Genomic DNA, 21278 nt, shown 5'->3' on the forward strand with positions numbered 1-21278 from the left:
GGGCCTGCTGCGGGACGGCGGGAGTGCGCGGGCTCGGGCGGACGGTCGCGGACGGCCCCTCCGCGAAGGTTTTTCCACAGGCTCGGGAGCGGGTTGGCCAATTGTCGGCGCGGTCTGGTTCGCTTGAGGCATGGAGATTCTGTTCGTCCTGATGGCGCTGCTCATGGTCGGCTTCGTGCTGCTGCCGTACCTGCGGCGCAGGCGCGGCATGATCGAGCAGGTCCCGGCGGGCCACCCGGACGCCGCGGACCCCGAGACCTACGGGTTCGCGCGCACGGAGGAACTGGACATCCGCATGCCCGGCCCCGACCAGGACCTGCTGGACGTCCTGGACGTGGTGCAGCACACCCAGGACTACCGGGCCGCGCAGCAGCTGCTGGCCGGCACGGAGACGGGGGGCGAGCTGCGCTGGCAGCGCGTGCAGGCCTTCGCGGGCGCGGCGGCGCTGGAGCTCCAGCAGCGGCCGGGCGGGGTCAGCGAGACGCCGGGCGGGCAGTGGCTGCGGGTGTGGCGCACGGAGGCGCCGAAGGACGCGGGCGGCGCGGCGGTGCACGCCGAGTTCCTGGTGCAGCAGGCGTGGCGGACGTCGACACGGGGCACGGACGACTTCCGGATCATCATGGAGGAGGCGAAGGACGCCTGCGGTCAGGCGGCGCTGCTCTCCCCCGGTGACCCGATCCCGTACATCGTCGAGTTGTCGGTGGCCCGCGGTCTTCAGTACGAGCAGAAGGAGTTCGAGCAGCTCTGGCTGAAGATCCTGGACCGCGCCCCGGCGCACATGGGAGCGCATCTGGCGGCCCTGCACTACTGGTGCGAGAAGTGGCACGGCTCGCGCGAACTGGCGAACTCGTTCGCGGAGGCGGCGGCCGCGAGGGCCCCCCAGGGCTCCCTCCTCGCGGCCATGCCGCTGTTCGCGGTCTTCGAGCACCTCCCCGAGGTGAACCTGGTCAGCGGCTTCTACGAGAGCGAGGTCGTGACGAAGGCGATGCACGGCGCGCTGTTCGCGGTGCACGCGGCCCGCCCCGACGACCCGATGCTGGCGCACGTCCGCCACCTGCTGATCTTCTTCCTGGTGCGGGCCGAGCGCTGGTCGGAGGCGATGAACCAGCTCATACACGTGGACGGCCATGTGGGCGCCCTCCCGTGGACCCTCTCCCCCGACCCGGCCGGTGAGTTCGCGGTCTACCGGGCGCTGGCGGTGGCGGGCTACGAGGCGAACGGCGGCAGCCCGGCGACACTGCCGCACTGACCGCCCCCCGGGCCCGTCCGTGTCCGGGTCATCCGATGGTGAAGTCGGCCGCCTTGGTGTCCAGGGTCGTGCTGCCGTCCTGCGCGGTGGCCAGGACGGCGATGTGCCAGGCACCGCGCGGGGACGACTCGGCGTCGGAGGCGGTGACCTTCGTGGTGTAGGTGCAGCGCACGGTGTCCTTCCCGGAGGGCTTGCACACGGCCGACTCCGCCGCGGCCATGTCCTTCTTGGTCAGCTCGTCCTTTGCGAGGGACGAACTCTGCGGCCACGCCAGCACCTTCACGCTCTTGACCCCGGAGGACGCCGTGACGTCGGTGACGAAGGTCAACGAGCCGTCCCGGTCGCCGTCGGGAGCGACGTAGCGAGCGGTGCCGTGCGCCGACGCCGGAGGCTGCTCCCCGGCGTGGGCCAGCGCGAAGGCACCGGCGCCACCGAGGACGACGACACCGGCGGCAACGGACAGGGCGATACGACGGGACATGGGATTCTCCGCAACTGACTCGACAGGATCGGGCCGGCGCGCCTCGACTGCGCCGCTGCACCGATACTCGCCGCGCCGGGCCCTCCCGGACATGAGCACGCCTACTCAACTCCGCCTGGGTACAACCTCGGTGAGCCGAGCGTCGCTCTCCGCGCGGCCGCGGGACGCGAGGCCCGCCGATCGCACGCAGCCCGGTCCGGAGCCAGGGGCTCTTCCGCGACCCGGCGTCTCTCGTGTGCCGGGGGATGCACACCCTGTGAGCAGCGATTCCGGTATGACTTGAGTACCCATAGGGTGCATCCGTGACTGCCACGTTGAGTTCCACGAAAGCCCGCGCCGCGCTCCGTACTTCGGCGCGGGCCTCCGCCGAGTTGCTGCTCATATTCCTGATGCTCGCGGTGACTTTGTGGATCCTGGGCCAGATGTGGTCGGTCGTCTGGCCGCTCGTGGTCGGCCTGCTGATGACCACACTGACCTGGCCACCGACCCGTTTCCTGCGTCGTCGCGGGTGGAAGCCCGCCCTCGCCGCATCGGTCGTGACGGTGCTGTTCCTCCTGGTCGCCCTGGGCGTCGTGGCACTGATCGCGGTGCCGGTGGCCTCCCAGTCCGGCGAGCTGACCGACGGCGTGGTCGAGGGCGTGCAGAAGTTGCGCGAGTGGGCCGCCGGGCCGCCGTTGAACATCGGTGACGCGCAGATCAACAAGGCGTTCGACACCGCGGTCGCCCGCGCACAGGACGGCCTCGGCAGCATGGTCGGCACTGTCGTCACGGGAGTGAGCACCGTGGTGAACGGCCTGGTCACCGCCGTTCTCGCCCTCTTCCTGATGTTCTTCTTCCTCAAGGACGGCCCGCGGTTCCTGCCGTGGCTCGCCCATCAGCTGCCCGGCCGGCTCGCCACCGACGTCCCGACCGTGGCCGCGCGTGGCTGGGACACCCTGGGAGCGTTCGTGCGTTCCCAGGCGCTTGTGGGCCTGCTCGACGCCGTACTGATCGGCCTGGGCCTGTGGGTGCTGGGGGTCCCGCTCGTGCTGCCGCTGGCGGTGCTGACCTTCGTCACCGCGTTCGTGCCGATCATCGGCGCCCTGTTCGCGGGCCTCGTCGCGGTTCTCATCGCGCTGGTCTCCAACGGCCTGACGGACGCGCTGATCGTGCTGGCCATCATCGTCGTGGTGCAGCAGCTCGAGGGCAACGTGTTCCAGCCCATGATCCAAAGTCGTGGGCTCGGCCTCCATGCGGGGGTGGTCCTGCTGGCGGTGACGTTGGGCGGCAGTCTGGCCGGCATCGTGGGCAGCCTGCTCGCGGTACCGATCGCCGCGCTCATCGCGGTGGTCTGGAACTACGTGCGCGAGCAGCTCCGTGAACCGTCGCAGCCGGGGACCGCCGAGCCGGGCGCCGGCGCCGGCGTCCCGTCCTAGAACTGCGTAGCGGCGGCTCCGGCGGCCGGGATCGGGTGAGCGGGAAAAGCCCCGGTCGCGACCCCTCGTGCCGTGTGCGAGCCTGGGATCATGATCAGGGAACGGAGCTGGTCCCCATGATTCCGGTCGCCGGATCTCCTGTGCGTGTCGAGGCGTTTCTCGATCCTCGGTTGTCCCGATGGATGTGGCTGGTGAAGTGGTTTCTCGCCATTCCGCATTACATCGTGCTGTTCTTCCTGTGGATCGCGTTCTTCTTCGTGACGGTCTTCGCGTTCTTCGCGATCCTCTTCACGGGCCGATACCCCCGCTCGCTCTTCGACTTCAACGTCGGTGTGATGCGCTGGAACTGGCGCGTCGCCTACTACGCCCACGCCGTGCTCGGCACCGACCGGTATCCCCCGTTCACCCTCGCCGAGGTGGCCGACTACCCGGCGCATTTCGACGTCGTCCATCCCGAGCGTCTGTCGCGCGGTCTGGTGCTGGTGAAGTGGTGGCTGCTGGCCATCCCGCAGTACATCGTCGTGGGGATGTTCGTCGGCGACTGGGGCTGGGGCTGGGGAGGGGCTGACCGTTGGCACGGCGGCGGGCTCGTCTACTTCCTCTCCTTCGTCGCCGTGATCATCCTGGCGTTCACCGGCCGTTACCCGGTGCACCTGTTCGACTTCCTCCTCGGTCTGGCCCGCTGGGTCGCGCGGGTGGCCGCCTATGCGGCGCTGCTGACCGACGTGTATCCGCCGTTCCGTCTGGACATGGGAGCGCAGGCAGCCCCGCCGACGGAGACCCGGGCCCCGGCCGGCGGTTCCGGACCGTAGGACCGTAGCGCCGTAGCGCCGTGTCGATGGTCGTGGCGGCGCCCTGTCCGTCGGATCGGGCCGGCGCTGGAATTCGGTTGCCTCCGGTCGTCCGGTGGGGGCTCAATGGCGGGCATGGCTGACCTTCAGGGTTCGTACGACGATCTGTTCACAGCCGTGCCCACGGCGCTGGCCGCGCTGCTGGACGGTGGAGACGTCGGCGGCTCGGTGGCCGTCTTCGTGGACGGCGAGCCGGTGGTGGACGTCTGGGGCGGCTTCGCCGACGCGGCGCGCGAGGTCCCCTGGCAGCGGGACACGATCGTCAACGTCTACTCCGTCACGAAGACGATGACGGCGCTGTGCGCGCTGGTTCTGGCCGACCGTGACGAGCTCGATCCGGAAGCGCCGGTCGCCCGGTACTGGCCGGAGTTCGCCACGGCGGGCAAGGAGTCGGTGCTGGTACGGCATCTGCTCTCGCACACCGCCGGCCTGCCCGACTGGGACGGTCCGGTGGCGGAGATCTACGACTGGCAGGCCGCGACGGCACGACTGGCCGCGCAGACTCCGCAGTGGGAGCCGGGCAGCGCGGCCGGGTACCACTCGCTCACCCAGGGCTTCCTCGTGGGCGAGGTCGTGCGTCGGATCACCGGCCGGACCCCGGGTGAGTTCTTCGCCGACGAGATCGCCGGACCGCTGGGCGCGGACTTCCGGATGGGTCTGCCGGCCGAACACGATCACCGGGTGGCACTCACGGTCCCACCGCCCTCCCGGGGCGAGGACTACATCGCGGGCGCGGCCAACGACGAGGCGGCCCCGACCGGGGCGACGCCGAGCCCCGCGACTCCGACCGTCCCGACCGCGATCCGGCTCCGCGACGGCAACAGCGTGGCCTGGCGCCGGGCGCAGATCCCGGCGGCGAGCGGCTTCGGCAACGCCCGCTCGGTCGCCCTCGTCCAGTCGGCGATGGCCTGCGGGGGTTCGGTGCGTGGGGTGCGGCTGCTGTCGCGGGAGGGCGTGGACCGGGCCTGGGAGGAGCAGTTCAGCGGCGAGGACCGCAGGCTGGGGATGCCGATCAGCTGGGGTCTGGGCTACGGGCGGTTCGGCGGCACCTACGGGTGGGGCGGTTGGGGCGGTTCGACGGTCATGATCGAGCCCGAGGCCCGCATGGTGGTGGCCTACGTGACCAATCAGATGCGCGAACCGGCGGCGGACACCCGGGGACTGGACATCGTGATGGCCGCCTACGACGGTCTCAAGGGCCTCCAGGGCGATGGCTGAAGCGCGACCCGACCGAACCGACCGAACCACCAACCGAACCCGCCGAACCCGCCGAACCGGCCGAACCGACCGGCCGCCGTTCGGAAGTCACCGGTCCGAGTCGTCCATGAACACAGGGGGTAAGTGCGCGTGAGCAGCGGTACGAAGAGCAGTGACGGCCGGGTGTTCCTGATCGGCGGCGGGTGGGAGGAGACGGTCGCCGACGTCGTCCACGGGCCGTTTCTGCGCGCCGCCCGTGCCGCCCGCGCCGCGTCGAGGGCGTCAGGGGCGGCGCCGGCGGGAGTGGCGGGAGCCGACTCCGGGTCGGCGCCCCGCATCCTCTGTGTGATCGTCGACGAGGGCGACGGAGCCGAGCAGTTCGCCCGGTACGACGTCGCGTTGCGCAGGGCCGGGGACTGTACGCCCGTGCCGTCGCTGGTGCCGGTCGGGGAGCGGTTCGAGCTCGGCGCGGTCACCGAGGACGTGTCCGGGGTGTTCGTCTGCGGCGGACTGACGCCCGCGTATCAGGAGGCGTTGGCCGAGGCCTCCGGCCCGCTGGCCGCGCTGCTCGTCGAGCGCGGACTTCCCTACGCCGGGTTCTCCGCGGGGGCCGCGCTCGCGGCGCGGGACGCGGTGGTCGGGGGGTGGCTGGTGGACGGGGTCGCCGTGTGTCCGCCGGACACCGCCGAGGATCTCGAGGAGATCGAGGTCCGGGCCGGGCTGGGGCTCGTGCCGTTCGGGGTGGAGAACCATGCCGCGCAGTGGGGGACGTTGGGGCGGTTGACCGCCGTCGTCGCGGGCGGACGGCTGGCACACGGGGTGGCCATCGACGAGAACACGCTGGTGGAGGTCGGAGGCGAGGGGGGCGAGGGGGGCGACGGCCGCGCGCGGGTATCCGGGCTCGGGCGGGCTCATTCCGTGCGTCCCGCTCCGGGCGGCGGAGTCCTCGTACGGTCCTACGGCGACGGCGAGTCGTTTCCCGTGTCCGCGCCCGTGTCCGCGCCCGTGCCCGTGTCGGTTCCCGCGTCCGCGTCTGCCTCCGCGTCCGTGTCCGTGTCCTGAACGCCGGAATGCACTCACGCTCCGACACCAGCTAAGGTAAGCCTCACCTTAGCAGTGGTGATCGGAGCAGTGCTGTGCGTACGTGGAAGTGGAAGTCCGCCCTGGGCTTGGCCGTCGTCGTCGGAGGGCTGCTGGCCGGCTGCTCGGCCGCCGCTGACAACGATGCCACGTCCACCAGAACGGAAGGCGAGCGCAACCTCGTCGCCGGGGCGTCGGCGGGTCCCTCCGCCGCCCCCAGCACCCTCGCCGACGGCATGGGCGCGGACACCGACACCGACGGAACGTTCCCGCGCACGGTCGAGCACTTCCAGGGCTCCACCACCGTCGAGGCGGAGCCGAAGAAGATCGCCGTGATCAGCACGGGCCAGCTCGACGACCTGCTCAGCCTCGGTGTCGTCCCGACCGCCTCCACCCGGGCCGACAACGCCGGCCTGGTCCCGGACTACCTGACGGACGCCTTCCCGCAGTACAAGGCGAAGCTCGCGGCGATGACCGACGCGGGCACCCGCCAGGCACCCAACCTGGAGTCCCTCGCGGCCGCGAAGCCCGACCTGATCCTGGTCAACGACTCGCTGGGCGACCTCTACCCCAAGCTGTCCAAGATCGCGCCGACCGTGGTCACGGCCGGCCAGGGCATCAACTGGAAGCGCGATCTGCTGCTCGTCGGCGAGGCGGTCGGCAAGGGGCGGGCCGCGCAGAAGCTGCTCGACAAGATCGTCGGCGACGCGCGCACCGAGGGGGACGCGGTCGCGGACGACCCGACCGTCTCCATGGTGCGTTTCACCCCGGACCGCACCCGCATGTTCGGCGTCTCCTCCTTCACCGGGTCGATCGCCGTCGACATGGGGCTCTCCCGGCCGAAGTCACAGCGGTTCAACGCCATCTCACAGGACATCAGCGCCGAGAAGATCGACACCGCGGACGGCGACTGGATCTTCTACTCGGTCCAGGGGGACGCGAGCGGGACGGATGCCGCGAGCACGGTGGCCGGGCCGCTGTGGAAGGGGATGGGCGCCGTCGGGGCCGGGCACGCCGTGCAGGTCGACGACGATCCGTGGTACCTCAACGCCGGCCCGACCGCCGCCCGCCTGGTCGTCGCCGAGCTCGCCGACAACCTCGGCGGGTAACCCCTCGTGAAACACCTCGCCTGGCCGGCGGCCGTCCTCCTGGTGGCCGCCGCGGCCGTGCTCAGCCTCGCCGTCGGCACCCGCGCGGTGCCGCCGTCCGCCGTGCTCGACGCCCTGCTGCACGGCGGGAGCTCGCCGGACGCCCTCGTCGTACGGTCGCTGCGGCTGCCGCGGACGGAGATCGGACTGACGGCGGGGGCCGCGCTCGGTCTCGCCGGGGCGGCCCTCCAGGCGGTCACCCGCAATCCGCTCGCCGACCCCGGCATCCTCGGCCTCAGCCAGGGCGCCGCGGCCGGGGTCGTCCTCGCCGTCTCGCTCGGTCTCGCCGACGGCTTCTCCGGGTACGTCCGGTACGCCTTCGTCGGCGCCGTCGCCGCCGCGTGCCTGGTGTACGCCATCGCCGCCCGGGGCCGGGGCGGGGCCTCGCCGGTGAAGCTGGCGCTGGCCGGTACCGCCCTGTCCGCCATGACCGCAGGCGCCACGACCGTCGTCCTGACGTCGAGTTCGGCGACCCTCGACCAGTTCCGGTTCTGGCAGGTGGGCGCGTTGAGCGGGCGCGACGCCGACACCGTCGTACGGATGCTGCCGTTCCTGGCGGTGGGCGCGCTGCTGGTGCTGGGGTGTGCGCGGGGGCTGGACGCGCTGGCCCTCGGCGACGAGACGGCTCGGGTGCTGGGGCATCGGGTGCACACGGTACGGGTGTGCGCGGCGCTCGGGGCGACCCTGCTGACCGCTTCCGCGGTGGCCGCGGCGGGGCCGATCGCCTTCGTGGGTCTGGCCGCCCCGCACCTCGCGCGCCGGGTAGCCCGGGGCGCCGCGCATCGGCTCGTGCTGCCGCTGTCCGCGCTGCTGGGCGCGGCGTTGCTGTTGCTCGCGGATGCGGCGGGACGGGTGGTACGGGCTCCCGCGGAGGTGCCGGCCGGAGTGATGACGGCGCTGGTGGGGGTGCCGGTGCTGGTGGTGCTGGTGCGGCGGAAGGGGGCGGCGGCATGACCCCCGAGCCGACGGACGGACAACTGGGGTCGGGGGCCGCGAAGACCGGGGCACCGCCCGTGCGGCCCGCGGGTTCCACGGTGCTGCGCCCCCACCCCCGGGCCTCCCTCCTCGTGCACCGGCGCTCCGCCTGCGTCGCCGTGGCCCTCGTGCTGCTCCTCGCGGCCGTCATGCTCGCCTCCGCCTGCCTCGGCCAGACCTACGTCCCGCCGGCCGAGGTGTGGCGCACCCTGCGCGGTGACGCCGGTCCCCACGATCTCGTCGTGGGCGAGCTCCGGGTCCCACGGATCGCCCTCGGGGCCCTCGTCGGCACCGCCCTCGGGCTGTCCGGGGCGCTCGTGCAGACGGTCACCCGCAACCCGCTGGCCAGTCCGGACGTGATCGGGGTGGGCCACGGGGCCGCCGCCGCGACCGTCCTCGCCCTCGCCACCGGCACGGTCGCCTCGCCCGGCGCGCTGCCCGCCGTGTCCGTCGCGGGCGGTCTCGCGGCCGCGGCCCTCGTCTACCTGCTCGCCTGGCGCCGCGGGATGCAGCCGAACCGTCTCGTGCTCACCGGCGTGGGCATCGGCGTCGCGCTGTCCGCGGTCGTCCAGCTGTACCTCACCGACAGCGAACTGGAGGCCGCCGAGCAGGTGAAGCTGTGGCTCACCGGCAGCCTGAACGGCCGCGGCCGGGAGCAGGCGGGGCCGCTGGCCGCCGTGCTCCTGCTCGCGCTGCCCGCGCTGGTGTGGGCGGGCCGGGCCGCCCGTCCCCTCGGCCTCGACGCGGACACCGCGACCGCGCTCGGCGTACGGGTGGGCCGGGTACGACTCGGTCTGACCGTCCTCGGCGTCGTGCTCGCGGCGACCGCGACGGGCGCGGCGGGACCGATCGGCTTCGTCGCCCTCACCGCTCCCCAGCTGGCCCGGCGTCTCACGCGGACGCCCCACCTGCCTCTGGTGGCGGCCGCGTTGACGGGGGCGGTGGTCCTGGTCGGCGCGGATCTGGCCGCCCGCACCCTGCTGCCGCCGCTGGAGATCCCGGTCGGCGCGCTGACCGCGCTGGTGGGCGGGCCGTATCTGCTGTGGCTGCTGGGGAGGGACCGACGAGACCGCTGAGGAGCCCGGCGCCCGTGCGGCGACGGGGAAGGGCCCCCGGCGAGATGCGCCGGGGGCCCACTCACGGTCGGGAAGCCGCACGGACCGTCGCGAGATCCGCGAGGTCCGTCACGAAGTCCGTCACGAGGTCCGTCACGAGGTCCGTCAGATCGTCGACGTGTCGATCACGAACCGGTAGCGGACGTCGCTGGCGAGCACCCGCTCGTACGCCTCGTTGATCTGGTCGGCGCTGATCAGCTCGATCTCGGCGCCGAAGCCGTGCTCGGCGCAGAAGTCCAGCATCTCCTGGGTCTCCTGGATGCCGCCGATGCCGGAGCCGGCGAGGGTCTTGCGGCCGCCGATCACCGAGAACAGGTTGAGGGCGACGGGCTCCTCGGGCGCGCCCACGTTCACGAAGGCGCCGTCGGTCTTCAACAGGGCCAGGTAGGCGTCCAGGTTCAGCGGGGCCGAGACCGTCGAGAGGATCAGGTCGAAGGTGCCCCGCAGCTCCTCGAAGGTCTTCTGGTCGCTGGTGGCGTAGTAGTGGTCGGCGCCCAGCTTGAGGCCGTCCTCCTTCTTGCGCAGCGACTGGGACAGGACGGTCACCTCGGCGCCGAGGGCGTGCGCGATCTTGACGCCCATGTGGCCGAGGCCGCCCATGCCGAGGATCGCGACCTTCTTGCCGGGGCCGGCGTTCCAGTGCTTCAGCGGGGAGTACGTGGTGATGCCGGCGCAGAGCAGCGGCGCGGCGACGTCGAGCGCGAGGCCGTCGGGGATGCGGACGACGTAGTTCTCGTCGACGACGATCTTCTGCGCGTAGCCGCCGTAGGTGGGCTCGCCGTCCTTGCCGACGGCGTTGTACGTGCCGACGCTGCCGCCGGTGCAGTACTGCTCCAGGCCGGCCTTGCAGTTGTCGCACTCACGGCAGGAGTCGACGAGGCAGCCGACGCCCACGCGGTCGCCGACGGCGTACTTGGTGACGCCGGGGCCGACCTCGGAGACGACGCCCGCGATCTCGTGGCCGGGCACCATCGGGAAGATCGCCTCGCCCCAGCCCTCCTTGACCTGGTGGATGTCCGAGTGGCAGATGCCCGCGAACTCGATGTCGATCAGGACGTCGAACTCGCGCACCGGGCGGCGTTCGATCGTCGTGCGCTCCAGCGGAGCCTTGGCGGACGGTGCGGCGTACGCGGCAACGGTGGTCATGCGGGGAATCTCCTTGCGGGGGGGGTGTTTCCGGCCTGCCTTCGGGCCGGGTACGACGTCCAGCCTGCCCCATCTCACAAGAAGTACCCAGGTCACGCCTCTGCGTACGTCTGCTGTGCCTACCACTGGCGGGGTCAGGCTGGTGTGCGTACGACCGGGAATACTGGACGGCATGGACGAACACCCCGAACCTCCCGGCGCCCCCCTGGACCGGCGTGCCGAGCTCAGCGAGTTCCTGCGCACCCGGCGGGCCAGGCTGAAGCCGGAGGACGTGGGGCTGCCGGACTTCGGGCGGCACCGCAGGGTGCCGGGGCTGCGGCGCGAGGAGCTGGCGCAGCTGGCCGGCGTGTCGGTGGCGTACTACACGCGCCTGGAGCAGGGCAACGGGCGGAACGTGTCGGCGGAGGTGCTGGACTCCATCGCCAGGGCGCTGCGGCTCTCCGACGCCGAGCACGCGCATCTCACCCACCTGGCCAAGCCGAAGCACAAGAAGAAGCAGGCCGCGCCGCCCCAGCAGGTGCGGGGCCCGCTGCGGCAGCTGCTGGACACGATGGACTCGGTGCCGGCGTACCTCATCGGGCGGCGCACCGAGATCCTGGGCTGGAACCGGATGGCGGCGGCGGTCTTCGGCGACTGGGCGGAACTGCCGGTGGCGGAGCGCAACTGGGCCCGGCTGGTCTTCCTGCGCCCCGACTACCGGGACCTCTTCGTGGACTGGGAGCAGAAGGCGATCGACATCGTCTGCGCCCTGCGCATGGACGCGGGCTGCTATCCCGACGACCCGCGGCTGTCCGCGCTGGTGGGGCAGTTGTCGGTGAAGAGCGAGGACTTCCGGCGGCTGTGGGCGACCCACGACGTCAAGGAGAAGAGCCACGGCGTGAAGCTGCTGAGGCATCCGCTGGTCGGCGAACTCTCCCTGAACTTCGAGGGGTTCCGGTTGATGGGCGACGGCGAGCAGACGATGGTGACGTACCACGCGGATCCGGGGTCGGCCTCGGCGGAGGCGCTGCGGCTGCTGGCGAGCTGGGGCGTCGACGCGACGCGGGCGGGCTCTCAGGCGCCGTCCGTCTGAGAGCCCGCCCGCGCCGGTGGGGCCTTCCCCCCGTGGGGCCCTCCCCCTGGGGGCTGCCGCCCCCAGACCCCCGCTTCGGCCCTGAAGGGGCCTCGTCCTCAAACGCCGGACGGGCTGAATGTTCCCGCGCTCAGCCCTGTACGGAGGCGCCGGACGGGCGGAAATGTTCCCGTGCTCAGCCCTGGTACGGCGGTGCCGCGCCCCAGCTCCACTGGGGCAGCGGCTGCTCGGCCGGCGGCTTGGCGTCCGGGCCGGAGAAGTGGACGGCGAGCCGCGTGCCCCACTCCACGTAGGCGAGGAACGCCGAACGGAACTCGGCGTCTGTGGGCAGACCCGCCTCGTCGGCGGCGTCCTGGATGAGGTCGACCCAGCGGCGGCGCTGGGGCTCGGTGATGTCCCGCCCGAAGTGCTTGGCCACCATGTGGCTGTGGCCGCCCTGGGTCGCCGAGTAGCCGGCCGGCCCGCCGAAGACCTCCGCGAGCCAGAGGGCGACGTGCTCGGCGTGCTCGGGGGCGAGGCCCGCGAACACCGGCGCGAGCAGGTCGTCCTCGAGCACCTTGGCGTAGAAGGCCTCGGTGAGCCGGGCGAAGGCCTCCGCCCCGCCCGCCCACGCGTACAGCGTGGGCACGGCGGAGCCCGTCCCGCGCACCGAGGTGGCCTTGTAGTGCCGCATCTCGTCGATGTGCCCGATGTACGGGCGGATCTCCGCGAGGAAGGCGGGGAACAGGTCCGAGGTGCGGAAGCCCTCGAGGTGGTCCTCGGTCGACGTCCAGGTGATCCGCAGGATGAAGTGTCCGAAGTCCTCTTCGCAGCGGGCGAGTTCGTAGTCGACGCAGTGCGGGGAGGCCGCGAGCTCACGCGCGGCTCGGGTGTACGCGGCCAGGAACTCCGCGGACCGCTCCTCGGGGATCCGGTACCGGATGTACTCGACCGTGGTGCGGGGCGTGCTTGTCTCGGGTGCCGTCATGGGGCCACGCAAGCACGAACGGCCCGCCGGAGGCTCGTCTTCCGGCGGGCGTTCGCTCAGCGCTCAGCGAACCGGTGTCCCGCGGCCCCGTCAGGCGGACGCCGCGTTCTCCTTCACCGTGATCTTGCCCTTGCGGATCGTGGCGACGCGCGGGGCCTTCTTCGCGATCGAGGAGTCGTGGGTGACCATGATGAAGGTCAGCCCGTGCTCCTTCCACATGGTGTGCAGCACGTCCATGATCTCGTCGCGCATGCTCTCGTCGAGGTTGCCGGTGGGCTCGTCGGCGAGCAGCACCTTCGGCTGCTTCACCAGCGCGCGGGCGATCGCGACGCGCTGCTGCTGGCCGCCGGACATCTCGGACGGCAGGTGTCCGAGGCGCTCCCCCAGGCCGACGGACCTCAGCGCCTCGGCGGCCCGCTCGCGCCGCTCCTTGACCTTCACGCCGAGCGGGACGAGCGCGGTCTCGACGTTCTCCTGCGCGTTGAGCGTCGGGATGAGGTTGAAGGACTGGAAGACGAAGCCGATGTTCTCGCTGCGCACCTTCGTCAGCCTGGCCTCGGAGAGCTTGGCCAGGTCGACGCCGTCGAGGACGATCTCGCCCTCGGACGGCCGGTCGAGCGCGCCGATCATCTGGAGCAGCGTGGACTTGCCGCCGCCGGTGGGGCCCTGGATGACGAGCCGGTCGCCGTCCGGGATGGTCAGGTCGACCCCGGCGAGGGCGTGGACCGTCTCCTTGCCCCGGGTGTAGCGCTTGGTGACGCCTCTGAGTTCGTACATGGGGACAACAACTCCTGGTGTGCGTATGGGGGTGGGGGCGGTTCGGCTACTCGACGCGGCGCAGCGCGTCGGCCGGGCGCAGCCGCGAGGCGCGCCAGCCGCCGAACGCCCCGGCGATCAGACCGCCGGCCACGGCGAGACCCACCGCGACGGCCACCGTCGTGACGCTCACGGGCGCCGTCAGCGCCACGTCGAGGGTCTTGGCCGCCGCCTGGCGACCGCCACCGCCGAAGCCGCCGCCACCGCCGGGACCGCCCTGGCCCCCGCCGCCACCGCCGCCGCCCAACTGGGCCTGGAGGGTGGGGCTGATCGCGGTCACGACGTACGCGCCGGCCAGGCCCAGCCCGATGCCCAGGGCGCCGCCCAGCAGACCGTTGACCATGGCCTCGCCGACGACCTGCCGGGTGACCCGGCCGGACTTCCAGCCCAGCGCCTTCAGCGTGCCGAACTCGCGGACGCGGCGGGAGACCGCCGAGGAGGTGAGCAGACCGGCGACCAGGAAGGCGGCGATCAGGACCGCGATGGACAGCCACTTGCCGACGTTGGTGGCGAGCGAGGAGGCCGTGGAGAGAGAGCCGGAGACGGTGTCCGCGAGGTCGGCGGAGGTCGTCACCGTGGTGCCCGAGACGTTCTTCTGGATCGTCGACTTGACGCTGTCGATCTTCTGGGAGTCGGTCGCCTTGACGTAGATCGTGGTGACCTTGTCCTTCGAGTCGCTGAGGGTCTGAGCCTGGGTCAGCGGAAGGTAGACGTTGGCCGCGGCGTCGCCGCTGTCGGCCGTGGCGATGCCGATCACCGAGAACTTGACCTTGCTGATGGTCAGCGTGGAGCCGACCTTGAGCGACTTCTCCTTGGCGTAGGCCGAGTCGAGAACGGCGACCTTGCCGTTGTTCTCCGTGGTCTTGAAGGTGCGGCCGCTGGTGATCGTCGAGGAGGTCAGCGGGCCGAGCGCGGGCTCGGTGACGTCGGTGCCGTAGACGGAGTAGCTGTTGACGTCGAAGTTGGCTCCGCCGCCCTGCACTTCGCCCTGCGGCTGCCCGTTGCCGCCGCCGTTGCCACCGGCGCCGCCGCCCTGCTGGCCGCCGCCGCTCGCGTTGTCGTTCTGCTGGAACTGGCCGCGGGTGAACTGGCCGTCGACCTTGAGGACCTGGAGGCTCAGTCCGCCGACCGCGTCGGAGACACCGCCCTGCTTGCCGACCTTGGTGACGGTCGCGGTCGACAGGGTCTGGAAACCCTGCACCATGACGCGGTCGGTGCTCTGCTCCGCGTCGGAGTCGCTGTCCTGCGCGTCGAACTGGAAGCGCGGACGGTCCGAGGCGCTCGCGGTGGGCGAGGCGGCCTTGGTGACGGTCATGTCCGTACCCAGTCCGTACAGGGACTGGAGGACCTTGTCCTGGGCCTTCCCCATGCCGGAGGACACGGAGGTGACCACGATGACCAGCGCGATACCCAGCGCGAGCCCGGAGGCGACGACGAGGGCCGCTTTTCTACGGCGGCGCAGTTCGCGCCTCAGGTAGGTGAAGAACATGGCCGCACGGTAGGTACCGCGCGTGATGAAGGGATAAGGCCGAAATAAGAGAAGGATGAGAAGGCTGTGATCAACCCCGGAAACACCGGTGCCGCCCCTGGGGGCGGCACCGGAAAGCTGTGGGTCGACTGTCGAACAGACCGTCAGGAACTACCTCAGACGGCCGAACCCGCCTTCCACTGCGCCCAGTCCATGTTCCAGCCGTTGAGGCCGTTGTCCGGGGACACGGTCTTGTCGCCGGTGTTCTGGACCACCACGACGTCGCCCACGATGGAGTGGGTGAAGAACCAGTAGCCCGCCGTGCCCGTGTCGTTGGCGCCCTTGGTGTCGGACAGACCCACGCAGCCGTGGCTGGTGTTCACCGAGCCGAAGACGGACTTCGCGCCCCAGTAGTTGCCGTGCACGAAGGTGCCGGAGTTGGTGAGGCGGATGGCGTGCGGCACGTCCTTGATGTCGTACTCGCCCTTGCCGTCGTCATCGGTGAAGCCCACGGTCGCGCCGTTCATGCGCGTCTCCTTGAACATCTCCGACATCACCATCTGGCCCTCGTACGTCTTGTTGTCGGGCGAGCCGGCCGAGATCGGGATGGTCTTGATGACCGCGCCGTTGTGCGTGATCTTCATCTGCTTGGTCTTCGCGTCGACGTACGAGACCTGGTTGCGGCCGACCTTGAAGGTGACCGTCTTCTGCTGGACCCCGATGACACCGTCGGCGCCCTCCACCCCGTCGAGCGCGAGCTTCAGCGTGACGGTGGAGTTCTCCTTCCAGTAGTCCTCGGGACGGCAGTCCATGCGCTGGGTGGAGAACCAGTGGCAGACGACCTCCTGACCGCTGCTGGAGGTGACCGTGACGCCCTTCTGGACGGCCGCCTTGTTGGTGATCTCCTTGTTGAAGTTGATCGACACGGGCATGCCCACGCCGACGGTCGAGCCGTCGTCCGGCGTGAAGTTGCCTATGAAGCTGTTGTCCGGGGAGACCGTGGTGAAGGAGGCGTTCTCGTGCGCCACGAGGCCGCCCGAGTCCTTCGCCTCGGCCGCCACCTTGTAGGTGGTGGAGCGCTCGAGCTGCGCGTTCGGCTTCCAGCTGGTCTTGTCGGCGGAGAGCGCGCCCTCGACGGCCGTGCCGTCGGAGGTGGTCATCGTCACCGCCGTGAGCGTGCCCTTGCTCACCGTGACGGCAGCCGAGTTGTTGATGGAGGCGTTGTCCGAACCGTCCGCGGGCGTGATCTTGATCTGGGCCTCGGAGGACTTCTTGGCCGCCGCCTCGTCGGCCTTGGCCTGCGAGGAGCTGCCTCCGCCGTCGGAGGCGTCACTGCCGCCGCCGGAACACGCAGAGAGCACCAGAACACCGCCGAGCAGTGCGGACGCGGTCATCAGACCTCGGCGCCGCCTACTGTCCGTCATCACACGCTTCTCCATCGTTGCCGATTACCAGAACCCAGAGAGTCCCCGTCAAGAACATCAACGCTACGACCGGTTCCTCCCGTTCCCCATTCCCGAAGGTGTGGGGCACGCCACGTTCATGGCGCGGAGGGTGCGGGTGTCGGTTCGTGCGTCTGCTGAGACGGCGAAACCCCGGTCGGCGGTTGCCGTCCGGGGTGACGAGTTTCCCGGAACGCTCAGCCGATGCGCGCCTCTTCGCCGTCCGCCTCGCCATCCTCGTCGACATCATCCTCGTCGAGGTCCCACTCCGGCGAATCCGGGTCGTAGTCGATCCGTTCGCTGGACCAGGAGGCCTGCTGGAGCTCCACCCCGGGTACCTCACCGACCAGGTCGAAGGGGTCGACGAGATAGGCGAGGGCCTCCGCGGTGTCTTCCGTCACAGCGCCCTCGGCGTGCGCGCGCTCGGCGTCCGGGAGCTCCGCGTCGTCGGCGATCCGCCGCAGCGCCGCCGTCGTCACGGCGTCCTCGTCGTGCACCTCAAGAAGAATATCTACTCTAATTCGTACAAAACGTGATGTCTCTTCAGTACTCATGGCCGGAGCGTACGGCTCACAGCTCCCGCAACTTTCCCGCGACCCGCGACTTTCATTAGCATCGGACCACACGGCCAATTCGCCAGCGCCACAAGGGGATCGATATTCCGTGTCATCCGCTCGACGTCCGTTGCTGACCGCCACCGCCGCAGGGGCCCTGTTGGGCGCCCTGTGGTTCGTCCCGTCCGCGAACGCGTCCCAGGACACTCCGGCCAGAACGGGTACGACGACGCAGATCACGACCCAGGCACGGGCCGCGTCGACGACCACGACCCACACCACCGCCGGCACCACCGCCGACGGCACCGCCGGGACGACGGCCGAGACGGCTGCCGACACCACGGCGGACATCACCGCCGACGACGGCACCCGGCTCGCCGACACCGGCAGTTTCGACACGACCCCGTACGTCGTCGGCGGAACCACGCTTCTCGCGTTGGGCGCGGGGTTCGTGGTTTATTCCGTTCGTCGCGAACGTCTTGGTTTTTGAATTAACTTGACTGTTCTTTGACAGGCTCTTCATAGTTCGCTCATGAAGAGATCACCGGGGGCACGGCTGTGCGCCACCGCCGCGATAGGCGCGCTGTCGCTCTCCCTCCTCACCGCTTGTTCGGACGACGGGTCGAAGGACTCCGCGGACTCCAAGGCGTCCGCCTCCTCGTCCGCCGGCTCCTCCTCGTCCGCTCCGGCCGCGAAGGCGCTCACCACCGCCGAGTTGGAGAAGCTGCTGCTCGCGCAGGGCGAACTCAAGGGCTACAAGTCCGAATCGGGCGACGACACCCTCCCGGCCTCCAAGACCGTGGTGAAGACCGACAAGCCGGCGTGCGACCCGCTCGCCTGGGCCACGGCCGCTCTCGCCCCGGGCGACACGGACGCGAACGCCAGCAACACGGTCTCGGAGGACAAGGCGTCGGGCGCCACCGTGCAGCCCGAGGACTTCGCGGACGCCTTCGACGTCGACATGACGTTCGTGGGCCTCTCCTCGTACGAGGGCGACGGCGCCCAGAAGGCCCTGAAGGCCGTCTCCGACGGCGTCACGGCCTGTGCCGGCGGGTACGGCCTGACGGCCGAGGGTGAGACCACCAAGGTCACCAAGGTCGTCGCCGAGAAGAGCGCCGCGAAGGGTGACGAGGCGGTGACGTTCGCCGCGGACGTCGACATGGACGGCGCGGGCACGGCCACCTTCCACACCGTGGTGGTGCGCAAGGGCAACACCGTCGCCACCTTCTACACGGTGAACTTCGCCGCGATGTCGAAGGGCGGCGACCTGGGCAGCGTCCCGGCGGCCGTGGTCGACGCACAGGTCGCCAAGCTGAAGTAGCCGGCCGGCCCCCTGCACGTCGAGAGGGCCCCGCCGCACCTCGAAAGGGCCCCGCCGCATCCCCGCGGAGGGGCCCTTTCGCGCTACCGCAGCGGTCCGGTGACCGTCTCCACCGCGGCGACGAGCCGTCCGCCGCGCACGAAGGCGTCCGCCGCCGCGAGGTCGGGCGCGAGGAACCGGTCCGGGCCCGGCCCCTGCACGCCCGCCTCGCGTACCGCCTCGATGACCGCACGCGTCGCCGGCGCCGGGGTGAGCCCCTCCCGCAGCTCCACACCGCGCGTGGCGGCGTACAGCTCGACGGCGATCACCCGCGTGAGGTTGTCGACGGCGGTGCGCAGCTTGCGGGCCGCGGACCAGCCCATCGACACGTGGTCCTCCTGCATCGCGGAGGACGGGATCGAGTCGGCGGACGCCGGTACGGCCAGCCGCTTCAGCTCGCTGACCAGCGCGGCCTGCGTGTACTGGGCGATCATCAGCCCGGAGTCGACACCGGCGTCGTCCGCGAGGAACGGCGGGAGGCCGTGGCTGCGGTTCTTGTCCAGCAGCCGGTCGGTGCGCCGCTCGGCGATGGAGGCGAGGTCGGCGACGGCGATGGCGAGGAAGTCCAGGACGTAGGCGACCGGCGCACCGTGGAAGTTGCCGTTGGACTCGACCCTGCCTCCCCCAGTGCCGAAAGCCTGGGAGGTGCCCCCAGGCAGCACCACCGGGTTGTCGATGGCCGAGGCCAGCTCGCGCTCGGCGACGAGCCGGGCGTGCGCCATGGTGTCGCGGCCGGCGCCGGCGACCTGCGGGGCGCAGCGCACCGAGTAGGCGTCCTGGACGCGGGGCGCGTCGTCCTGGTGGTGGCCGGTGAGCTCCGAACCCGCCAGCACGGCCAGCATGTTGGCGGCCGAGGCGCCCTGGCCCGGGTGCGGGCGGATGGCGTGCAGCTCGGGGGCGAGCACCTTGTCGGTGCCGAGCAGTGCCTCGAGGCTGAGCGCGGCGGTGACGTCGGCGGACTTGTAGAGCATGTCGAGGTCGGCGAGGGCCATGACCAGCATGCCGAGCATGCCGTCGGTGCCGTTGAGGAGCGCCAGCCCCTCCTTCTCGCGCAGCTCGACGGGGGTGATGCCGTGCTCGGCGAGCAGCTCGCCAGCGGGCCGTACGGCGCCGTCCGGGCCCTCGGCGTCGCCTTCCCCCATGAGGGTGAGGGCGCAGTGCGAGAGCGGGGCCAGGTCGCCGGAGCAGCCGAGGGAGCCGAACTCGTGGACGACCGGGGTGATACCGGCGTTGAGGATGTCGGCCATGGTCTGCGCGACCTCGGGCCGGACGCCGGTGTGCCCGGAGCAGACGGTCTTCAGCCGCAGGAACATCAGCGCGCGGACGACCTCGCGCTCGACGCGCGGGCCCATGCCGGCGGCGTGCGAGCGGACGATGTTGCGCTGGAGCTGGGCGCGCAGCTCCGGGCTGATGTGCCGGGTGGCGAGGGCGCCGAACCCGGTGGAGACGCCGTAGACGGGCTCGGGCTTGGCCGCCAGCGCGTCCACGATCTCGCGGGCCGCGGCCAGGGCCGCCACCGCCTCCCCGGAGAGCTCGATCCGGGCGCCCTCGCGCGCCACGGCGAGCACGTCGGACGCGGTCACGCCGGACGTCCCCACCACCACAGTGTGCATATCCATATTCAGGAGCGTACGCAGTGAAGACCAGGATGTCACCAGTGGGTACCCGGTTCACCCCTTACCGATTGGGTCACACCCTCAACGCCGCCCCCTGAACCGCCGCCGCTCGCCGGCCCGCTCGCGGGAGGGCTCGTCGGCGAGGCGCACGACGGGATCGTCGGGGCCCTCGCGCCCGGCCACCACCGGCCGGGCGGCCCGCACCGCCTTGGCCCGGTACTGGGCGGCATCGGCAAGCCGGAAGAGCCGGCGGGCGGAGGACACCGGCCCGATGGGGTCCTCGGTGGAGGCGACCCCGCAGGCCACCCCCTCGCCGAGCTCCAGCTCACCGGCCCGCCGGCAGAGGTCGTCGGCGACCTTGACGACCTCGTCGGCGCGCGACCCGACGGCCAACAGACAGAACTCGTCGCCGCCGAGCCGGGCGGCCAGCGCGCCGGGCAGCATGGCCCCGCACAGCGACAGCACCGACCCGAACCGCTCGAGCAGCCGGTCCCCGACGGCGTGCCCGAGGGTGTCGTTGACCCGCTTCAGCCCGTTGAGGTCACACACGACGAGGCTGACGACGACCCCCTCCGCACGATGCCGCTCGACCGCCTCCTCCAGCCGTACGTCGACGGCGCGCCGGTTGGCCAGACCGGTGAGGGCGTCGGTGAAGGCGAGCCTGCGGGCCTCCTCCAGCCGCTCGGTCTGGGCGAGCCCGGCGGCGACGACGGCGGCGAGGACGGTGGCAAAGTCGGCGTCGGCCCGGTCGAAGACGGGGGCGCTCACGGAACGGGCGACGTACAGCTCGCCCCAGGCACGGCCGTGCAGCACGATCGGCGCGACCACACAGGAGCCGCGGCCCCGGCGGCGCAGCGCGGCGACCCTCTGGTGGCAGTAGCCGGGGCGCCCGGCGGCGGGGCCCTGGGCCGTCTCCACCCAGGCGTTCGGCTCGCCGCCGGCCACCCAGCGCTCGTGCAGGAACTCGGTGATCTCGGGGAACTGGTGCACCGGATAGGCCTCGCCGTCCGGGAACTCGTCCTCGTCGGCGGCCCGGTCCCCCACGTTCACCAGGACGCGCAGCCGCCCAAGGTCCCGTTCCCACACCGAGAGCGCGGCGAAGCCGCCGGTGAGCGCCCGGCAGGCCCCGAGCGCGGCCGCGCGCCACGACTCACGGGGGGTGTGCGCGGCCGCCATCCCCTGCGCGAGCGCCACCACGGCCACCAGGCGTCTGTCGTCACCCATCTCCCCAGGCTAGGGACATTCAGCCAGAAAGGGGACGCCGAAGGGGCACGGAGAGTGATGAGCGCACCTCCGGTCGCGTGTCGCCAGCCCGCCGCTCCCTCC

General features: G+C 71.4%; 20 protein-coding genes. 11 read left to right on the forward strand and 9 right to left on the reverse strand.

Going from position 1 to position 21278, the window contains the following annotated elements; translation table 11 throughout:
* Positions 1-130: 130 nt before the first annotated feature.
* Positions 131-1249 (forward strand): hypothetical protein, encoded by a 1119-nt coding sequence (locus ACIRPU_RS29075; RefSeq protein WP_384112286.1) that lies wholly within the window; start codon positions 131-133, stop codon positions 1247-1249.
* A gap of 28 nt (positions 1250-1277) precedes the next feature.
* On the opposite strand, the gene ACIRPU_RS29080 is transcribed toward ACIRPU_RS29075, so the two are convergent.
* The gene (locus tag ACIRPU_RS29080) at positions 1278-1730 is read right to left on the reverse strand and encodes a DUF5707 domain-containing protein (protein WP_403872397.1); all 453 of its coding nucleotides are present in this window, start codon (positions 1728-1730) and stop codon (positions 1278-1280) included.
* Positions 1731-2044: 314 nt separating this feature from the next.
* Here ACIRPU_RS29080 and ACIRPU_RS29085 point away from each other — a divergent pair, with 314 nt between their 5' ends.
* The 7 genes from ACIRPU_RS29085 to ACIRPU_RS29115 all read left to right on the forward strand — a co-directional run bounded on the left by ACIRPU_RS29085 (position 2045) and on the right by ACIRPU_RS29115 (position 9472).
* The gene (locus tag ACIRPU_RS29085; protein WP_403872445.1) at positions 2045-3145 is read left to right on the forward strand and encodes an AI-2E family transporter; all 1101 of its coding nucleotides are present in this window, start codon (positions 2045-2047) and stop codon (positions 3143-3145) included.
* Between the two features lie 182 nt (positions 3146-3327).
* On the forward strand, positions 3328-3957 hold the full coding sequence (locus tag ACIRPU_RS29090; protein WP_403872447.1) for a DUF4389 domain-containing protein: 630 nt from the start codon (positions 3328-3330) through the stop codon (positions 3955-3957).
* 114 nt (positions 3958-4071) lie between these two features.
* Entirely contained in the window at positions 4072-5214 is a 1143-nt protein-coding gene (locus tag ACIRPU_RS29095; protein ID WP_403872399.1) for a serine hydrolase domain-containing protein, read from the forward strand.
* Positions 5215-5343: 129 nt separating this feature from the next.
* Complete coding sequence (locus ACIRPU_RS29100) at positions 5344-6255, forward strand: hypothetical protein (RefSeq protein ID WP_403872401.1); 912 nt, start codon at positions 5344-5346, stop codon at positions 6253-6255.
* Positions 6256-6329: 74 nt separating this feature from the next.
* Positions 6330-7382 (forward strand): ABC transporter substrate-binding protein, encoded by a 1053-nt coding sequence (locus ACIRPU_RS29105; protein ID WP_403872403.1) that lies wholly within the window; start codon positions 6330-6332, stop codon positions 7380-7382.
* Between the two features lie 6 nt (positions 7383-7388).
* Positions 7389-8375, forward strand: a complete 987-nt coding sequence (locus tag ACIRPU_RS29110; RefSeq protein WP_403872405.1) for a FecCD family ABC transporter permease — start codon at positions 7389-7391, stop codon at positions 8373-8375.
* Complete coding sequence (locus ACIRPU_RS29115; protein ID WP_403872407.1) at positions 8372-9472, forward strand: FecCD family ABC transporter permease; 1101 nt, start codon at positions 8372-8374, stop codon at positions 9470-9472. Before ACIRPU_RS29110 ends, ACIRPU_RS29115 begins: the two co-directional genes overlap by 4 nt.
* 144 nt (positions 9473-9616) lie before the next feature.
* Here ACIRPU_RS29115 and ACIRPU_RS29120 read toward each other — a convergent pair whose 3' ends face one another.
* Positions 9617-10657: an NAD(P)-dependent alcohol dehydrogenase gene (locus ACIRPU_RS29120; RefSeq protein ID WP_403872409.1), complete on the reverse strand. Its 1041-nt coding sequence runs from the start codon at positions 10655-10657 to the stop codon at positions 9617-9619.
* Between the two features lie 172 nt (positions 10658-10829).
* Between ACIRPU_RS29120 and ACIRPU_RS29125 the strand changes: the two genes are divergently transcribed.
* The gene (locus ACIRPU_RS29125) at positions 10830-11729 is read left to right on the forward strand and encodes a helix-turn-helix transcriptional regulator (RefSeq protein ID WP_355706616.1); all 900 of its coding nucleotides are present in this window, start codon (positions 10830-10832) and stop codon (positions 11727-11729) included.
* A gap of 175 nt (positions 11730-11904) precedes the next feature.
* Here the strand turns inward: ACIRPU_RS29125 and ACIRPU_RS29130 are convergent, their stop codons facing one another.
* The 5 genes from ACIRPU_RS29130 to ACIRPU_RS29150 form a co-directional block, all read right to left on the reverse strand.
* Positions 11905-12696 carry a group II truncated hemoglobin gene (locus ACIRPU_RS29130; RefSeq protein WP_403872411.1) on the reverse strand — a complete coding sequence of 264 codons (792 nt, stop codon included), beginning with the start codon at positions 12694-12696 and terminating at the stop codon, positions 11905-11907.
* A 90-nt stretch (positions 12697-12786) separates the two neighbouring features.
* Positions 12787-13473, reverse strand: a complete 687-nt coding sequence (locus tag ACIRPU_RS29135) for an ABC transporter ATP-binding protein (RefSeq protein ID WP_351758305.1) — start codon at positions 13471-13473, stop codon at positions 12787-12789.
* Between the two features lie 46 nt (positions 13474-13519).
* Positions 13520-15001, reverse strand: a complete 1482-nt coding sequence (locus ACIRPU_RS29140; protein ID WP_384124041.1) for an ABC transporter permease — start codon at positions 14999-15001, stop codon at positions 13520-13522.
* 155 nt (positions 15002-15156) lie between these two features.
* Positions 15157-16419, reverse strand: a complete 1263-nt coding sequence (locus ACIRPU_RS29145) for an Ig-like domain-containing protein (protein WP_403872414.1) — start codon at positions 16417-16419, stop codon at positions 15157-15159.
* Between the two features lie 200 nt (positions 16420-16619).
* Positions 16620-16976 carry a hypothetical protein gene (locus tag ACIRPU_RS29150; protein WP_384124044.1) on the reverse strand — a complete coding sequence of 119 codons (357 nt, stop codon included), beginning with the start codon at positions 16974-16976 and terminating at the stop codon, positions 16620-16622.
* Positions 16977-17085: 109 nt separating this feature from the next.
* Between ACIRPU_RS29150 and ACIRPU_RS29155 the strand changes: the two genes are divergently transcribed.
* Together ACIRPU_RS29155 and ACIRPU_RS29160 are read left to right on the forward strand one after the other, a co-directional pair.
* Positions 17086-17466: an LPXTG cell wall anchor domain-containing protein gene (locus tag ACIRPU_RS29155; RefSeq protein WP_403872416.1), complete on the forward strand. Its 381-nt coding sequence runs from the start codon at positions 17086-17088 to the stop codon at positions 17464-17466.
* Between the two features lie 42 nt (positions 17467-17508).
* Positions 17509-18297, forward strand: coding sequence for a hypothetical protein (locus ACIRPU_RS29160; protein WP_403872418.1), 789 nt, complete (start codon positions 17509-17511; stop codon positions 18295-18297).
* An 83-nt stretch (positions 18298-18380) separates the two neighbouring features.
* Here the strand turns inward: ACIRPU_RS29160 and hutH are convergent, their stop codons facing one another.
* Positions 18381-19949: a histidine ammonia-lyase gene (hutH, locus tag ACIRPU_RS29165; RefSeq protein ID WP_403872449.1), complete on the reverse strand. Its 1569-nt coding sequence runs from the start codon at positions 19947-19949 to the stop codon at positions 18381-18383.
* An 84-nt stretch (positions 19950-20033) separates the two neighbouring features.
* On the reverse strand, positions 20034-21176 hold the full coding sequence (locus ACIRPU_RS29170) for a diguanylate cyclase domain-containing protein (RefSeq protein ID WP_403872420.1): 1143 nt from the start codon (positions 21174-21176) through the stop codon (positions 20034-20036).
* Between the last annotated feature and the right edge of the window lie 102 nt (positions 21177-21278).

The sequence above is a fragment of the Streptomyces sp. NPDC102259 genome (assembly GCF_044766465.1).
Lineage (GTDB): Bacteria > Actinomycetota > Actinomycetes > Streptomycetales > Streptomycetaceae > Streptomyces.